We start from the raw sequence: 16,591 nt of genomic DNA on the forward strand, positions 1-16,591 counted from the left end.
AAGCGTCCGTTGAGGCATTCCCACGCAGAGCGTGGGAACGATCACGTGTCGCTCAAACCGCTTCCGGCGCCTGCTGTGCGCGACGCGCGTCCGGTTGTCTCCAGGAATCGGCGGCGCCTTCCTCGATCGCCTGCTGGATCGCACGCTTGCGACTTTCTTCGGCACGGCGGCTGAAGAACCAGACCAGGAACGTCATCAGCGATACCGCCAGCAGAATCAGGCTGGCCACGGCGTTGATCTCGGGTTTGACCCCCAGGCGCACCGCCGAGAACACTTCCATTGGCAGGGTGGTCGAACCGGGGCCCGAGACGAAACTGGCCAACACCAGGTCATCCAGCGACAGGGCGAAGGACATCATGCCGCCCGCCCCCAGGGATGGCGCGATCATCGGGATGGTGATCAGGAAGAACACCTTCCACGGCCGCGCGCCGAGATCCATCGCCGCCTCTTCGATGGACAGGTCCAGCTCACGCAAGCGCGCCGACACCACCACCGCCACATACGCCGCACAGAACGTGGTGTGGGCGATCCAGATGGTGACGATGCCACGCTCCTGTGGCCAACCGATCATCTGCGCCATCGCCACGAACAGCAGCAACAGCGACAGACCGGTGATCACTTCGGGCATCACCAGCGGTGCGGTGACCAGGCCACCGAACAGCGTGCGACCCTTGAAGTGGGTGATACGTGTCAGGACGAACGCGGCCAATGTACCCAGCGCCACCGCCGCCACCGCCGTGTAGCAGGCGATTTCCAGCGAGCGCACCACCGAGCCCATCAGTTGGGTGTTGTCCATCAAGCCGACATACCACTTGATCGACCAGCCGCCCCAGACCGTCACCAGTTTCGAGGCGTTGAACGAGTAGATCACCAGGATCAGCATCGGCGCGTAGATGAACAGCAAACCCGCTATCAGCATGAAACTTGAGAAACGGAAGCGCTTCATTCCTTGCCCTCCATTTCTTTGGCCTGGCTACGGTTGAACAGAATGATGGGCACAATCAGGATCGCCAGCATGACCACCGCCAGGGCAGACGCTACCGGCCAGTCACGGTTGTTGAAGAACTCTTGCCAGAGCACTTTACCGATCATCAGGGTTTCCGGACCACCGAGCAGTTCCGGGATCACGAACTCGCCCACGACCGGAATGAACACCAGCATGCAGCCCGCGACGATACCGTTCTTGGACAGCGGAATGGTGATCTTCCAGAAGCTGTTGAAGGTACTCGAACCCAGATCGGACGCGGCCTCCAGTAGGCTGTTGTCGTGTTTCACCAGGTTGGCGTAGAGCGGCAGGATCATGAAGGGCAGGTACGAATAAACAACGCCGATGTACACCGCGAGGTTGGTATTGAGGATCTGCAGCGGTTCATCGATCCAGCCCATGGTCATCAGGAAGCCATTAAGCAGACCGTTGTTGCTGAGGATGCCCATCCACGCATAAACGCGGATCAGAATCGCGGTCCAGGTCGGCATCATGATCAGCAGCACCAGTACCGTTTGCATCTCTTTGCGGGCACTGGCAATGGCGTAGGCCATCGGGTAACCGATCAGCAAACAGAGGATGGTACTGATCAGCGCCATCTTCAACGAACCGAGGTAAGCGGCGATGTACAACTCGTCGCCGGCCAGCATCGCGTAGTTGCTCAGGTTAAGCAGCAACTGCACCTTTTGGTCGAGGTAGCTGTAGATCTCGGTGTACGGCGGAATGGCCACGTCGGCTTCGGCAAAGCTGATCTTCAACACGATGAAGAACGGCAACATGAAGAACAGGAACAGCCAGATGAATGGAACCCCGATGACCAACTGGCGGCCACCGGGAATTATTCGATTGAGGCGGCGTTTGAATTTGCGCATGTTCATGAGCGAAGTACCACGCCGCTGTCGTCTTCCCAATACACGTAAACCTGGTCACCCCAGGTTGGGCGCTGGCCACGGCGCTCGGCGTTGGCGACGAAAGACTGGACGATCTTGCCGCTCGGCAACTCGACGTGGAACACCGAGTGACCGCCAAGGTAGGCGATGTCGTGTACCTTGCCGCTGGACCAGTTGTATTCGCAGGCCGGCATGGTCGGTGTCACCAGCAGTTTTTCCGGACGGATCGCGTAAGTGACCGACTTGTCCTGCACCGAGGTGCTGATGCCGTGACCGACGTAGATGTTGCGGTCCAGATCCTTGCAGGTGATCAGCGCATGGCCTTCGGCGTCGTCCACCACTTCACCGTCAAAGATGTTGACGTTGCCGATGAATTCGCAGACCAGACGGCTGGTCGGGGTTTCGTAAATGTCGATCGGACTGCCGATCTGGGCGATCCAGCCCAGGTGCATGATCGCGATGCGCTCGGCCATGGTCATGGCCTCTTCCTGGTCGTGGGTCACCATGACGCAGGTCACACCGACCCGCTCGATGATCTCGACCAGCTCAAGCTGCATTTGCGAACGTAGCTTCTTGTCCAGGGCACCCATCGGTTCGTCGAGCAGCAGCAGCTTCGGTCGCTTGGCCAGGGAACGCGCCAGGGCCACACGTTGACGCTGGCCACCGGACAACTGATGGGGCTTGCGCTTGGCGTACTGGCTCATCTGCACCAGCTTGAGCATATCGGCCACGCGCGCGTCGACTTCCGCGGCGGGAAGCTTGTCCTGCTTGAGACCGAAGGCGATGTTCTGCGCCACGGTCATGTGCGGGAACAAGGCGTAGGACTGGAACATCATGTTGATCGGCCGCTCGTAAGGCGGCATGTCGGTGATGTCTACGCCATCGAGGAAAATGCGCCCCTCCGTGGGCCGTTCGAAACCTGCGAGCATGCGCAGCAAGGTCGATTTGCCCGATCCCGAACCGCCGAGCAGGGCGAAAATTTCGCCTTTTTTGATTTCCAGGGACACATCGTCCACGGCAATCGTCTCGTCGAACTTCTTCGTGACCCGGTCGATTTTGACCAGCACCTGTTTAGGTGACTGGTCGCCCTCGAGGGCTTTCTTATAGGCGCCGGAGGCAACTGCCATTTACGAAACTCCCAACAAAATTTGCAGTTCGCCCCAGATGAGCGAACCTTGGATAGCCTGAGCCTTGCAGCTATTTACCCGACTTGACCTTGGTCCAGCTGCGGGTCATCAAACGTTGAATCTTCGGCGGTAACTCGATAGACACGTAAGTCTTGTCGAGGACTGCTTGCGGTGGATAAACCGACTCGTCGGTGCGAATGGACTGCTCCATCAATGTGTCCGACCCGGGGTTCGGGTTGGCGTAGCCGACATAATCACTGACCTGGGCGATCACCTCCGGTTTCAGCAAATAGTTGATGAACGCGTGGGCTTCCTTGGCATTGGCCGCATCCTTGGGGATTGCCAGCATGTCGAACCAGAGCGCACCGCCCTCTTTCGGAATCGAGTAGGCGATGTTCATGCCCTTGCCCGCTTCCGCCGCCCGGGCCTTGGCCTGGAACATGTCGCCGGAGAAACCGATGGCAACGCAGATGTCGCCGTTGGCCAGGTCGGCGATGTATTTGGAGGAATGGAAGTAAGTCACGTAAGGGCGCACCGCCAGCAACTTGGCTTCGGCCTTTTTGTAGTCTTCGGGGTTGGTGCTGTTGGGGTTGAGCCCCATGTAGTTGAGGACGGTGGGCATCATTTCATCGGCGGAGTCGAGGAACGCCACGCCGCAGCTGTGCAGCTTCTTGATGTTCTCCGGCTCGAACACAACATCCCAGGAGTCAATCTTGTCCAAGCCCAGCACCGCCTTGACCTTGTCAACGTTGTAGCCGATGCCGTTGGTGCCCCACAGATACGGCACGGCGTACTGGTTGCCCGGATCGTTCTCCTCCAGGCGCTTGAGCAGCACCGGGTCGAGGTTGGAATAATTAGTCAGCTGCTTCTTGTCGAGCTTCTGGAACGCGCCGGCCTTGATCTGCTTGCCAAGGAAGTGGTTGGACGGTACGACGACGTCATACCCGGTACGCCCGGCCAGCAACTTGCCTTCCAGGGTTTCGTTGGAGTCGAACACGTCATACACCGGCTTGATCCCGGTGTCTTTCTGGAAGTCGGCCAGGGTGGTCTCGCCGATGTAGTCCGACCAGTTATAAATATGCACGGTGCCGGCCGCCTGGACACCGACGGCAATCGTCAGTCCGGCACCGACCAGCAGGGCATTGCGCAGCAAAGAAAAAATAGGCAAGTGCAGGTCCTCTAAAATTAGTTGGGCCCAAGTTGCCCCGCGTTACATGACAGCCATGGCTGCCCGGCAACAAAACCGGCGCGCAACTTACCCTCGAAAAACCGTTCCAGCAAAACTTTCTGTCATTTAATTATTCCTGTTGCCGTCACCGCGCAGGCGACGACAACGGGGGGTTGCCTCAAATCGGCTTATTTACCCGATTTGATCTTGGTCCAGCTGCGAGTCAGGATCCGCTGGGTCGCGGCCGGCAAGTCGGCAATCGCGTACAGCTTGGCCAGCACGTCGGCCGGCGGATAGATACCTGGATCGGCAGTAATGTCTTTATCGACCAATGCGGTGGCCGCCGCGTTACCGTTCGGGAAGCGTACGGCGTTGGTGATTTCAGCCATGATTTCCGGCTTCTGCAGGAAGGTCATGAACTTGTAGGCGCCTTCGACGTTTTCGGCATCTTTAGGGATGGCGACCATGTCGTAGAAGCTGCCCGCACCTTCTTTCGGAATGTTGTAGCTGACCTTCACCTTGTCGCCGGCTTCAGCCGCGCGGGACTTGGCCTGGTAGATGTCACCCGAGTAGCCGATCGCTACGCAGATGTTGCCGTTGGCCAGGTCGGAGATGTACTTGGACGAGTGGAAGTAGCCGATCGAAGGGCGGACTTTCAGGAACAGCGCTTCGGCTTCAGCCAGTTGTTTTTTGTCCTGGCTGTCGGTTGGATAGCCCAGGTAGTGCAACGCCACCGGAATCATCTCGGTTGGCGAGTCAAGGACGCTGATCCCGCACGACTTCAATTTCGCGGCGTTTTCAGGTTTGAAGATCAGGTCCCAGGAATTGGTGGGTGCATCGGCGCCCAGTGCAGCCTTGACCTTCTCGGCGTTGAAACCGATACCGATCGAACCCCACATGTAAGGGAAGGCGTGTTCGTTGCCCGGGTCGCTCACCGAGACTGCTTTAAGCAGGTCCGTGTTCAGGTTCTTCCAGTTGGGCAGCTTGGACTTGTCCAGCTTCTGGTAAACGCCGGCCTTGATCTGCTTGGCCAGGAAGTTGTTCGACGGTACGACGATGTCGTAGCCGGACTTGCCTGCCAGCAACTTGGCTTCGAGGGTTTCGTTACTGTCGAATACATCGTAGACAACCTTGATCCCCGACTCGGCTTCGAACTTCTTGACGGTATCCGGTGCGATGTAATCGGACCAGTTGTATACGTGAAGAACCTTGTCGTCCGCCTGAACTGCGCCCGCCATCACGCCCATCAGGGACATGGCGAGGAGGGTCTTGCCAGCGATCTTCATACCTAATGCCTTCATGGGTAATGCTCCAATTTTTCTTTTTAGCCACGTGTCCGGCGGCCTTTCCCGGGCATCCGGACAAGCGGTAGTCTGGCAAGATCCAAGGCAGGCTTTCAAGGAAAGACCCATCCTTTGTTTGCACTGAGCGAAGTGCACACTTCACACCCCGCCCAGAGCCTAGCACTTAGCCCTGCAACGCACTCAGGGTCAGGTCCAGACACTTGCGTGCCTTTGTGACCAACTCATCGATTTCAGCCGGTGTAATCACCAGGGGCGGAGCGATGATCATGGTGTCGCCCACGGCGCGCATGATCAGGCCGTTTTCGAAGCAGAACGTGCGGCAGATCATGCCGACGCCCTTGCCTTCGTAACGTTTGCGCGTGGCCTTGTTCTGAACCAGTTCGATGGCCCCCAACAGACCGATACCGCGCACTTCCCCCACCAACGGGTGATCGTTCAGTTCCCGCAAACGTTTCTGCAAATAGGGTGCCGTTTCTGCACGAACGCGCTCGACAATTTTTTCTTCGCGCAGGATGCGGATGTTTTCCAGCGCCACTGCAGCGGCCACCGGGTGCCCGGAATAGGTGAAGCCGTGGTTGAAATCGCCCCCTTCGTTGAGCACCGCCACCACTTCGTCACGCACGATCAGGCCACCCATGGGGATGTAGCCGGACGTCAGGCCTTTGGCGATAGTCATCATGTCGGGCTTGAGGCCGTAAAAATCGGTACCGAACCACTCACCGGTGCGTCCGAAACCGCAGATCACTTCGTCAGCCACGAACAGGATGTCGTACTTGGCGAGGATTTCCTTGATGCGCGGCCAGTAGGTGTCTGGCGGAATGATCACGCCACCGGCACCCTGGATCGGCTCGGCAATAAAGGCCCCGACGTTGTCGACGCCCACTTCCAGAATCTTCTCTTCCAGCTGATTGGCTGCCCAGATACCGAACTCATCCGGCGTCATGTCACCGCCTTCACCAAACCAGTACGGCTGGGCGATGTGGACGATGCCCGGAATCGGCAAATCGCCCTGTTCGTGCATGTACGTCATGCCCCCCAGGCTCGCGCCGGCCACGGTGGAGCCGTGATAGCCGTTCTTGCGGCTGATGATGACTTTCTTCTTCGGCTGGCCCTTGATCGCCCAGTAGTGACGAACCATACGCAACATGGTGTCGTTGCCTTCGGAACCGGAACCGGTGAAGAACACATGATTCATGCCTTCAGGCGCGATGTCGGCGATGGCCTTGGCCAGCTCAAGCACCGGTGGGTGAGCGGTCTGGAAGAACAGGTTGTAATAAGGCAGTTCGCGCATTTGTTTGCTGGCAGCATCGGCCAGTTCATCGCGACCGTAGCCGATCGCTACGCACCACAGGCCGGCCATGCCGTCGAGGATCTTGTTGCCTTCGCTGTCCCAGAGGTAAACGCCCTTGGCGCTGGTGATGATCCGCGGGCCTTTCTCTTTCAGCTGCTTGAAATCGCTGAACGGGGCCAGGTGGTGATCGTTGCTCAGGGTTTGCCATTCACGGGTTTGCGGGTTGTTGCTGGTCATGCGAATTCTCCTAAGAGTTGCAGTGAAGGGCGCAGCAATTTCCCGCCGCGCCCCGGCGCATCAGACGGCAAAGAGCAGGAATTCCCGCTCCCACGAACTGATCACGCGCTTGAAGTTTTCATGCTCGGCCCGCTTGACCGCGACGTAGCCAGTGATGAATTTCTTGCCCAGGTATTTCTCGACGGTCGCGCTGTTTTCCATGCGCTCCAGCGCGTCCTCGATAGTCAGCGGCAGGCGCAGGTTGCGGCGTTCATAGCCTCGCCCCACGACCGGCGCGCTCGGGTTCAGGCCTTCGACCATGCCGATGTAACCGCACAGCAGGCTTGCGGCGATGGCCAGGTACGGGTTGGCGTCGGCACCCGGCAGGCGGTTTTCCACCCGGCGGTTTTGCGGCCCGGCATCCGGAACCCGCAGGCCCACGGTGCGGTTCTCTTCGCCCCATTCCACGTTCACCGGCGCCGAGGTGTCCGGCAGGAAGCGGCGGAACGAGTTGACGTTCGGGGCGAACAGCGGCAACAGCTCGGGGATCAGTTTCTGCAAGCCGCCGATGTGGTTCAGGAACAGCTGGCTCATGGTCCCGTCTTCATTGGAGAAGACGTTCTTGCCGGTCTCGATGTCGATGATGCTCTGGTGCAAGTGCATTGCGCTGCCCGGCTCGCCGGTCATCGGCTTGGCCATGAAGGTGGCCGCCACGTCGTGCTTGAGTGCGGCCTCGCGCATGGTGCGCTTGAACACCAGGATCTGGTCGGCCAGGGACAGGGCATCGCCGTGACGGAAGTTGATTTCCATCTGTGCGGTGCCGTCCTCGTGGATCAACGTGTCGAGGTCCAGCTCCTGCAATTCACACCAGTCGTAGACGTCTTCGAACAGCGGATCGAACTCGTTCGCAGCCTCGATGGAGAAAGACTGGCGACCGGTTTCCGGGCGGCCGGAACGGCCAATCGGCGGTTGCAACGGATAGTCCGGGTCCTCACTGCGCTTGGTCAGGTAGAACTCCATTTCCGGCGCCACGATCGGCTGCCAACCGTGGTCGGCATAGAGTTTCAGGACCTTCTTGAGCACGTTGCGCGGCGACAGCTCGATCGGGTTGCCTTGCTTGTCGTAGGTGTCGTGGATCACCTGGGCGGTCGGCTCGATGGCCCAGGGCACCAGGAACACCGCATTCGCGTCCGGCCGACAGATCATGTCGATGTCGGCCGGGTCGAGCAGTTCGTAATAGATGTCGTCTTCGACATAGTCGCCGGTCACGGTCTGCAACAGAACGCTCTCGGGCAGGCGCATGCCTTTTTCGGCAATGAACTTGTTGGTCGGCGAAATCTTGCCCCGGGTGATCCCGGTCAAGTCGGCGATCATGCATTCGACTTCTGTGATCTTGTGGTCTTTCAACCAATCGGTGAGCTGGTCGAGGTTGTGACTCATAAATGCCTCTTAGGCTGAGTTTCCTGACTCTTATAAGTCAGGCGTTGTTTGACGCATCGGCGTCGCTTGGTACAGATTGCCACTGCAATGGCCGCGCACAAAGGCCCGCCTCGACAACGTCGCGGGTCAACGAGAGCGTAGTTGCGCGTGCAGAATCATGAGCAGTAACCGACACATTGGTCGGGCCGCTATCGTGAAAGGGTTCTATATTAGAAAGAGAGCCGGTAAAGAGAATGTCGTCCAGGCCGTCCAGAATATCGGACGGGGACGGCAAATCCAGCAGGGATGGAACAATCACCGGCACGCCCTTGGCCGCTGAGGACGCGGCGTGGACGTACGTGTCGCCACTGATGTGATAAGCATGCAGACCGATCTGCCCGGAGCAGAGGGTGACGCCGATTAACGGCAGGCGAGACATGAAGCACCCCGGTATTATTGCTGTTATGGGTTTGAATCGAGCTTAGCCTTGTTCATTTTTTTACACAACACCCCCGTAAAAAATACAACACGGCCCGCTCAAGCCCGCGGACGGCAAAGCGCTCAAAGGCATAAAAACGCTCCAAATTGCCTCAAAAAAGCGCTACGAGCGCTTTTTCAGGGCAAAAAAGGCCTTACTTGACTTCGGCATGCCGTTCGGGTTGACTGGAAACCGAAGAGATCAATGATTGATATTTTTAACAACAAAGGTGTTGCATCATGTCGGTACCCCCGCGTGCCGTTCAGCTTAACGAAGCGAACGCGTTCCTTAAGGAACATCCTGAGGTTCTGTACGTTGACCTTCTGATTGCGGATATGAATGGTGTGGTGCGCGGCAAGCGCATTGAACGCACCAGTCTCCACAAGGTTTACGAGAAAGGCATCAACCTGCCGGCCTCTCTATTTGCTCTGGATATCAATGGCTCGACGGTGGAAAGCACCGGCCTGGGCCTGGACATCGGCGATGCTGACCGAATCTGCTATCCAATCCCGGACACCCTGTGCAACGAGCCCTGGCAGAAGCGCCCTACCGCGCAACTGTTAATGACCATGCACGAACTCGAAGGTGAACCTTTCTTCGCGGATCCCCGTGAAGTTCTGCGTCAAGTTGTTGCCAAGTTCGACGAGATGGGTCTGACCATCTGCGCCGCGTTTGAACTGGAGTTCTACCTGATCGACCAGGAAAACGTGAACGGCCGTCCACAGCCGCCGCGCTCGCCGATCTCCGGCAAACGTCCGCATTCGACTCAGGTGTACCTGATCGACGACCTCGACGAATACGTCGACTGCCTCCAGGACATTCTGGAAGGTGCGAAAGAGCAAGGCATCCCTGCCGACGCGATCGTCAAGGAAAGTGCCCCGGCGCAGTTTGAAGTGAACCTGCACCACGTGGCCGACCCGATCAAGGCCTGCGACTACGCGGTCCTGCTCAAGCGTCTGATCAAAAACATCGCCTACGACCATGAAATGGACACCACCTTCATGGCCAAGCCTTATCCGGGCCAGGCGGGCAACGGTCTGCACGTCCATATCTCGATTCTTGATAAAGACGGCAAAAACATTTTTGCCAGCGAGGATCCCGAGCAGAACGCCGCACTGCGTCACGCGATCGGCGGTGTGCTCGAGACCCTACCGGCGCAGATGGCTTTCCTCTGCCCGAACGTCAACTCCTACCGTCGTTTCGGCGCACAGTTCTACGTGCCGAACTCGCCGTGCTGGGGCCTGGACAACCGTACCGTGGCGATCCGCGTTCCGACCGGATCCTCCGATGCCGTGCGCATCGAACACCGTGTGGCCGGCGCCGATGCCAACCCGTACCTGCTGATGGCTTCGGTCCTGGCAGGCGTGCACCACGGCCTGGTCAACAAGATCGAGCCGGGGGCACCGGTCGAAGGCAACAGCTACGAGCAGAACGAGCAAAGCCTGCCGAACAACCTGCGCGATGCATTGCGCGAGCTGGACGACAGCGAAGTCATGGCCAAGTACATCGATCCGAAATACATCGATATCTTTGTCGCGTGTAAGGAGAGCGAGCTGGAAGAGTTTGAACATTCCATCTCCGATCTTGAGTACAACTGGTACCTGCATACCGTTTAAGCGGTTGCGGTAAAAACAACGCTGCCGGCTGCTAAAGCCTGCGGCGTTTTTTTATGGCCGCCTGCGGCGGATCGCGAGCAAGCTCGCTCCCACAATGGGTCTGTGTTGAACATAATTTTTGCTTACACAGGAGATCCCCTGTGGGAGCGAGCTTGCTCGCGATGGCGTCCTGGCAGACAACATCAAACCCTGCTCGTACAATGCCCGCTGCCCCCGCAGGAGACTTCAATGACCCGACTCGCCACCCCACGCAAACCCCGCGCCCGCAGCCAGGCCCGGATCGATTCGATACTCGATGCCGCCCGCACGCTGCTGGCTGCCGAGGGCGTGGCCAGTCTGTCGATTTATAGCGTCGCCGAACGCGCGGAAATTCCGCCCTCCTCCGTCTACCACTTCTTCGCCAGCGTCCCGGCCCTGCTCGAAGCCCTGACCGCTGACGTCCACGCCGCCTTCCGCGCTTGCCTGCAAGCGCCCATCGACCATGACGCCCTCAGCGGCTGGCGCGACCTGTCGCGGCTGGTGGAACAACGCATGCTCGAGATCTACAGCGAAGACGCCGCGGCCCGCCAACTGATCCTTGCCCAGCACGGCCTGACCGAAGTCACCCAGGCCGACCGCCAGCACGACATTGAACTGGGCGACCTGATGCACAAGCTGTTTGATCACCATTTTGAACTGCCGAAGTTGCCGAGTGATGTCGATGTGTTTGCGCTGGCCATGGAGTTGGGGGATCGGGTTTATGCGCGTTCGGTGCAGCAGCATGGGCAGATCACCCCGCGTATGGCGGAGGAAGGGATGCGGGTGTTTGATGCGTATCTGGGGCTGTATTTGCCGCCGTATTTGCCCAAACGCGCAGCGCTCTGATCGTTCCCACGCTCCGCGTGGGAATGCAGCCCGTGACGCTCCGCGTCACTGGACGCAGAGCGTCCCTAGAGGCATTCCCACGCAGAGCGTGGGAACGATCAGGGTTCACACCCTCCGGGGTAGTGTGCACTGCACGCACTTACAACTTGGCGATCGACACCTCGGTGGATTTCACAAACGCGATCACTTCGCTGCCAACCACCAGCTCCAGCTCTTTCACCGAGCGTGTGGTGATTACCGACGTCACAATACCGGAGGCGGTTTGCACGTCGATTTCCGAAAGGACATCACCGAGTACGATTTCCTTGATCGAGCCCTTGAACTGGTTGCGAACGTTGATGGCTTTGATAGTCATATGATTTCTCCTGAGGTCGAAATGAGCTGCAAGTGGCTAGCTACAAGCTGCAAGTAAAAGCGCTCTGCCTCTTCTTGCAGCTTGAAGCTTGCAACTTGCCGCTGCTCTTATTGCGCCCAGCGCAATTGCGTGGGCAATGGTGAAACAGGTTCCGGCTCCGGCGGCTGTCCGGGCAGCGCCAGTACGCGGTTGAGGACTTCGGTTTCCAGTGCCGCCAGCCGATGGGAGCCGCGGACCCGAGGTCGAGGCAGTTCCACGTGCAAGTCGAGGCCGACTTCACCGTCTTCGATCAGGATCACCCGATCGGCAATCGCCACCGCTTCACTGACGTCGTGGGTCACTAGCAACACGGTAAAGCCGTGCTTCTGCCAGAGGCGTTCGATCAGCTGCTGCATTTCAATGCGAGTCAGGGCATCCAGGGCGCCCAAGGGCTCATCCAGCAACAGCAAGCGCGGTTGGTGGATCAGCGCGCGGGCCAGGGCCACACGTTGCTTTTGTCCCCCGGACAAGGCCGCCGGCCACTCGTTGGCGCGATCCGCCAGGCCCACCGCTTCCAATGCTTCCAGTGCTTGCGGCCGCCAGTTGCCCTTGAGTCCGAGACCGACGTTGTCGATCACCTTTTTCCATGGCAGCAAACGCGCTTCCTGGAACATCAATCGGGTGTCTTCCCGTGCCTCGCTCAGCGCTGCGGAACCGGCCAGCAGTTCGCCGCCCGTGGGCTTGTCGAGACCGGCAAGCAGGCGCAGCAGGGTACTTTTGCCACAGCCGCTGCGGCCGACGACCGCGACGAATTGACCGGCCGGAATGTGCAGGTCGATCTCGCGCAACACTTGCCGCGAACCAAAGGTTTTTTGCAGCTTGCGCACCGCCAGCGGAATACCGCGCAGCAGGCGTGGAGGTTGTTGAGCAGTCATGCGGCACCTCCCTTTGAGACCTGGTAGGCCGGGTGCCAGCGCAACCACACACGTTCAAGTCCACGGGCCGCGAGGTCGGCGAGTTTGCCGAGCACCGCATACAGCAGAATCGCCAGCACCACCACGTCAGTCTGCAGGAACTCCCGGGCATTCATCGCCAGGTAGCCGATGCCGGAGCTGGCGGAAATGGTTTCCGCGACAATCAGGGTCAGCCACATGAAGCCCAGGGCGAAGCGCACACCGACCAGAATCGAAGGCAATGCACCTGGCAGGATTACCTGACGGAACAGGCTGAAACCGGACAAGCCATAACTGCGGGACATTTCCACCAGCGCCGGATCGACGTTGCGGATGCCGTGGTAAGTGTTGAGGTAGATCGGGAACAGCGTGCCCAGTGCAACCAGGAAAATCTTCGCCGACTCGTCGATGCCGAACCACAGGATCACCAGCGGAATCAATGCCAGGTGCGGTACGTTACGGATCATTTGCACCGAGCTGTCGAGCAGGCGCTCACCCCATTTCGACAGGCCGGTGATGAAACCCAGGGTCAGGCCGATGCCGCCGCCAATGGCGAAACCCAGCGCCGCACGCCAGCCGCTGATGGCCAGGTGAGTCCAGATTTCACCGCTGCGGACCAGGCTCACGCCAGCTTCGATGACGGCAATGGGCGCGGGCAGGATCCGCGTCGACAACCAGCCCGCCGACACCGACAACTGCCATACCGCCAGCAGCAACACCGGCAACGCCCAGGGCGCGAGGCTATGGATAAGTTTCTTCATGGCGCGCCTCAACTCTGGGACGCGGCTTTGGGGAGAATGTCGTTGGCAACCATCTCACCGAAGGGGCTGACGTAACTGGCGCTTTTCGGCAGCTCCGGACGTTCGATGTCCAGATGCGGGAACAACAATTCGGCAACCCGGTACGACTCCTCCAAATGTGGATAACCGGAGAAGATGAACGTGTCGATGCCCAGGTCCGCGTACTCCTTCACACGGGCAGCCACGGTCGGGCCGTCACCCACCAGCGCCGTACCGGCACCACCGCGCACCAGGCCAACGCCAGCCCACAGGTTGGGGCTGACTTCCAGGTTGTCGCGACTGCCGCCATGCAGTGCCGCCATGCGTTGCTGGCCGACCGAATCGAAGCGTGCCAGAGAAGCCTGGGCACGGGTGATGGTTTCGTCGTCCAGGTGCGAGATCAATCGATCGGCCGCTTGCCACGCCTCGGCATTGGTTTCACGCACGATCACATGAAGGCGAATGCCGAAGCGCACGGTGCGCCCGAGTTTCGCGGCCTTGGCGCGGACTTGTGCGATCTTCTCGGCAACGGCTGCAGGCGGTTCGCCCCAGGTCAGGACCATTTCGACCTGCTCTGCTGCGAGATCTTGCGCCGCTTCCGAAGAACCGCCGAAGTACAGCGGCGGACGCGGTTGCTGGATCGGCGGATAGAGCAGCTTGGCGCCCTTGACGCTGATGTGCTGACCGTCGTAATCGACGGTTTCGCCTTCCAGCACCCGGCGCCAGATGCGGGTGAATTCCACCGAAGCCTGATAGCGCTCTTCATGGCTGAGAAACAGACCGTCGCCGGCCAATTCTTCCGGATCACCGCCGGTGACCAGGTTGAACAGTGCACGACCGCCGGACAGGCGATCCAGGGTCGCGGCCTGACGCGCCGCCACCGTCGGGGAAATGATCCCGGGGCGCAGGGCAACAAGGAATTTCAGACGCTGGGTCACCGGAATCAACGACGCCGCCACCAGCCACGAGTCTTCGCAGGAGCGCCCGGTGGGGATCAGCACCCCGCCGAAGCCCAGACGATCCGCCGCTTGCGCGACTTGCTGCAGGTAACCGTGGTCGACGGCGCGAGCGCCTTCGGCGGTGCCAAGGTAATGGCCGTCGCCGTGGGTAGGCAGGAACCAGAAAATATTGAGGCTCATGGAGTGGTCTCCTTAGGAAATCGAATTATTGCGTTTTGGCAACGGCCGCCGGCGGCGTCCAGATCACGTCTTTAATGCTCAGCGGCTTGGGAATCAGCTTGAGCTGATGGAAGCTGTCGGCGATTTTCTGTTGGGCGGCGACCACTTCAGGGGTCAGGAACAGCGCGCCGTAACCCTGGCGTTTCACCGAGGTCAGGGTGATGTCCGCCGGCAGGCCGAGCAGTGGCGAGACCTGTTGGGTCACCTCGATGGGGTTGGCCTTGGACCATTCGCCGACCGCGCGCACTTCTTCCACCAGGGTCTTGATCACTTCTGGGTTTTTCTGCGCGTAGGGTTTGGTCGCCAGGTAGAACTGATGGTTGTCGACGATGCCCTGGCCATCACGCAAGGTGCGGGCTTGCAGCTGCTGTTCGGCGGCCGCCTGGTACGGATCCCAGATCACCCAGGCATCGACACTGCCACGCTCGAACGCGGCGCGGGCATCGGCCGGTGGCAGGAACACGGTCTGGATGTCGGTGTATTTGAGGCCGGCGTCTTCCAGTGCACGGACCAGCAGGTAGTGCACGTTGGAGCCTTTGTTCAGGACGACTTTCTTGCCCTTGAGCTCCTGCACCGATTTGATCGGGGAGTCCTTCGGCACCAGGATCGCTTCGCTGTGCGGCGCCGGTGGTTCATAGGCGACGTAGAGCAGATCGGCACCGGCCGCCTGGGCAAATACCGGTGGCGTTTCGCCGGTGACGCCGAAGTCGATGGAGCCGACGTTCAGGCCTTCGAGCAACTGCGGGCCACCGGGGAATTCCGTCCATTGCACGTCCACGCCTTGGGCGGCGAGGCGTTTTTCCAAAGTGCCTTTGGCTTTGAGCAGCACCAAAGTGCCGTACTTCTGATAACCGATCCGAAGAACGCCTTCCTGGGTAGAAAGCGCCTGGGCTTGAGTAATGACGCCGAAGGCGGCCGCAGCAAACAGAGCGACCAGACCACGACGCAAAATGACAGTGCGCATAGCGCTCTCCTTTTTGCAGTAGGGTTTTGGCTGCACCTGCTTGCCCGTTAGCGGGCCAGTAAGGTGAGTACTTCAAATTCAGGTGTGGCTTAAATGCTCCAGCGAGCACTCAACAAACGTTCATTCAACAGGTTCGGGTCGATCGGCTTTGGCCGTCGGGCCATGGCGCTGAAAAACAGCTCCAGCGACTCGCTCAATCGTTGTTCCAGCTCGGGCGCCAATTGCGCCAGGGCGCTGCCTTCGCCATAAGCGATCTGGCTGTCGACGGCGAAAATGCCATGGAGCATTTCCTGGGCCTTCAATGCCGACAGCACCGGCTTGAGCGCGTAATCCACCGCCAGCATGTGGGCAATGCTGCCACCGGTGGCCATGGGCAAAACCACTTTATGGGCCAGCGCGCGCTCGGGCAGCAGGTCCAGCACAGTTTTCAATGCACCGGAGAACGACGCCTTGTAGACCGGGGTAGCGATCAACAGCCCATCCGCATTTTCAATCTGTTGCAGCAGGTCGATCACCTTCGGGCTGTCGAACCGTGCGTGCAGCAAGTCTTCGGCCGGGAAGTCCCGTACCTGATAACTCACCACCTCTACACCTTGCTCCTGCAACCAACGTTGAGAGCGTTCCAGCAGCACCCCGGAACGGGAGCGTTGGCTGGGACTGCCACCGAGTGAGACAACCAGCATTCAGACGATTCCTTGGACGGTGTTGGCGATTCGCGGTTTGCGGTCTCGCTTTGATGGAGAGACCTTAACAGGTGATTTATATATCCATAAATCATATTTATTCATTTGGTTATTCGTTAAAGATCTATATGAAATATTTTTCCCGAGGCAAAAAAAAAGGCCGTCGAAACGGCCTGAAATCCCCTGCATTGTGATTGCGGTTAACACTCTATCCTTTGGCGCCTGACCCGCCGCTTTCGCCGGCAAGCCGGTCTCGCTCCCACATTAGACCGAGTCGCTTGGTCACTACGCGGTCAACTGTGGGAGCGAGACCGGCTTGCCGGCGAAGGCGGTGTCAGCCAC

Annotated in this window: 15 protein-coding genes and 1 pseudogene; 2 read left to right on the forward strand and 14 right to left on the reverse strand. The window is 59.3% G+C overall.

Annotation, left to right across the window (positions count from 1 at the left end; all coding sequences use genetic code 11):
- Positions 1 to 52: 52 nt before the first annotated feature.
- The 8 genes and pseudogenes from ACA067_RS31335 to ACA067_RS31370 form a co-directional block, all read right to left on the reverse strand.
- The gene (locus ACA067_RS31335) at positions 53 to 946 is read right to left on the reverse strand and encodes an ABC transporter permease subunit (protein ID WP_128870578.1); all 894 of its coding nucleotides are present in this window, start codon (positions 944 to 946) and stop codon (positions 53 to 55) included.
- On the reverse strand, positions 943 to 1,863 hold the full coding sequence (locus ACA067_RS31340) for an ABC transporter permease subunit (RefSeq protein WP_497459915.1): 921 nt from the start codon (positions 1,861 to 1,863) through the stop codon (positions 943 to 945). Before ACA067_RS31340 ends, ACA067_RS31335 begins: the two co-directional genes overlap by 4 nt.
- The gene (locus ACA067_RS31345; RefSeq protein ID WP_497459916.1) at positions 1,860 to 3,002 is read right to left on the reverse strand and encodes an ABC transporter ATP-binding protein; all 1,143 of its coding nucleotides are present in this window, start codon (positions 3,000 to 3,002) and stop codon (positions 1,860 to 1,862) included. Before ACA067_RS31345 ends, ACA067_RS31340 begins: the two co-directional genes overlap by 4 nt.
- 70 nt (positions 3,003 to 3,072) lie before the next feature.
- Positions 3,073 to 4,170, reverse strand: coding sequence for a polyamine ABC transporter substrate-binding protein (locus ACA067_RS31350; protein WP_497459917.1), 1,098 nt, complete (start codon positions 4,168 to 4,170; stop codon positions 3,073 to 3,075).
- 188 nt (positions 4,171 to 4,358) lie between these two features.
- The gene (locus ACA067_RS31355) at positions 4,359 to 5,456 is read right to left on the reverse strand and encodes a polyamine ABC transporter substrate-binding protein (protein WP_497462874.1); all 1,098 of its coding nucleotides are present in this window, start codon (positions 5,454 to 5,456) and stop codon (positions 4,359 to 4,361) included.
- Positions 5,457 to 5,637: 181 nt separating this feature from the next.
- Entirely contained in the window at positions 5,638 to 7,002 is a 1,365-nt protein-coding gene (locus ACA067_RS31360) for an aspartate aminotransferase family protein (protein WP_497459918.1), read from the reverse strand.
- Positions 7,003 to 7,062: 60 nt separating this feature from the next.
- Positions 7,063 to 8,421, reverse strand: coding sequence for a glutamine synthetase family protein (locus ACA067_RS31365; RefSeq protein ID WP_497459919.1), 1,359 nt, complete (start codon positions 8,419 to 8,421; stop codon positions 7,063 to 7,065).
- 100 nt (positions 8,422 to 8,521) lie between these two features.
- Positions 8,522 to 8,839 (reverse strand): annotated as a pseudogene (locus ACA067_RS31370) (gamma-glutamyl-gamma-aminobutyrate hydrolase family protein); the annotation flags it as partial.
- Between the two features lie 278 nt (positions 8,840 to 9,117).
- On the opposite strand from ACA067_RS31370, the gene ACA067_RS31375 reads away from it, so the two are divergent.
- Together ACA067_RS31375 and ACA067_RS31380 are read left to right on the forward strand one after the other, a co-directional pair.
- Positions 9,118 to 10,494: a glutamine synthetase family protein gene (locus ACA067_RS31375; protein ID WP_497459920.1), complete on the forward strand. Its 1,377-nt coding sequence runs from the start codon at positions 9,118 to 9,120 to the stop codon at positions 10,492 to 10,494.
- Between the two features lie 228 nt (positions 10,495 to 10,722).
- Positions 10,723 to 11,358 (forward strand): TetR/AcrR family transcriptional regulator, encoded by a 636-nt coding sequence (locus tag ACA067_RS31380; RefSeq protein WP_497459921.1) that lies wholly within the window; start codon positions 10,723 to 10,725, stop codon positions 11,356 to 11,358.
- 139 nt (positions 11,359 to 11,497) lie between these two features.
- On the opposite strand, the gene ACA067_RS31385 is transcribed toward ACA067_RS31380, so the two are convergent.
- The 6 genes from ACA067_RS31385 to ssuE all read right to left on the reverse strand — a co-directional run bounded on the left by ACA067_RS31385 (position 11,498) and on the right by ssuE (position 16,249).
- The gene (locus ACA067_RS31385) at positions 11,498 to 11,713 is read right to left on the reverse strand and encodes a TOBE domain-containing protein (RefSeq protein WP_003229256.1); all 216 of its coding nucleotides are present in this window, start codon (positions 11,711 to 11,713) and stop codon (positions 11,498 to 11,500) included.
- A 107-nt stretch (positions 11,714 to 11,820) separates the two neighbouring features.
- Complete coding sequence (gene ssuB / locus ACA067_RS31390; protein ID WP_307334896.1) at positions 11,821 to 12,627, reverse strand: aliphatic sulfonates ABC transporter ATP-binding protein; 807 nt, start codon at positions 12,625 to 12,627, stop codon at positions 11,821 to 11,823.
- Entirely contained in the window at positions 12,624 to 13,406 is a 783-nt protein-coding gene (gene ssuC, locus ACA067_RS31395; RefSeq protein WP_497454507.1) for an aliphatic sulfonate ABC transporter permease SsuC, read from the reverse strand. The genes ssuB and ssuC overlap by 4 nt, the downstream gene beginning before the upstream one ends.
- A gap of 8 nt (positions 13,407 to 13,414) precedes the next feature.
- The gene (gene ssuD, locus ACA067_RS31400) at positions 13,415 to 14,563 is read right to left on the reverse strand and encodes an FMNH2-dependent alkanesulfonate monooxygenase (RefSeq protein WP_497459922.1); all 1,149 of its coding nucleotides are present in this window, start codon (positions 14,561 to 14,563) and stop codon (positions 13,415 to 13,417) included.
- Positions 14,564 to 14,588: 25 nt separating this feature from the next.
- A complete protein-coding gene (locus ACA067_RS31405; protein ID WP_497459923.1) occupies positions 14,589 to 15,566 on the reverse strand; it encodes a sulfonate ABC transporter substrate-binding protein in 978 nt (325 codons plus the stop codon).
- Between the two features lie 89 nt (positions 15,567 to 15,655).
- The gene (ssuE, locus tag ACA067_RS31410) at positions 15,656 to 16,249 is read right to left on the reverse strand and encodes an NADPH-dependent FMN reductase (RefSeq protein WP_128870565.1); all 594 of its coding nucleotides are present in this window, start codon (positions 16,247 to 16,249) and stop codon (positions 15,656 to 15,658) included.
- Between the last annotated feature and the right edge of the window lie 342 nt (positions 16,250 to 16,591).

This window comes from Pseudomonas sp. LBUM1674 (assembly GCF_059695635.1).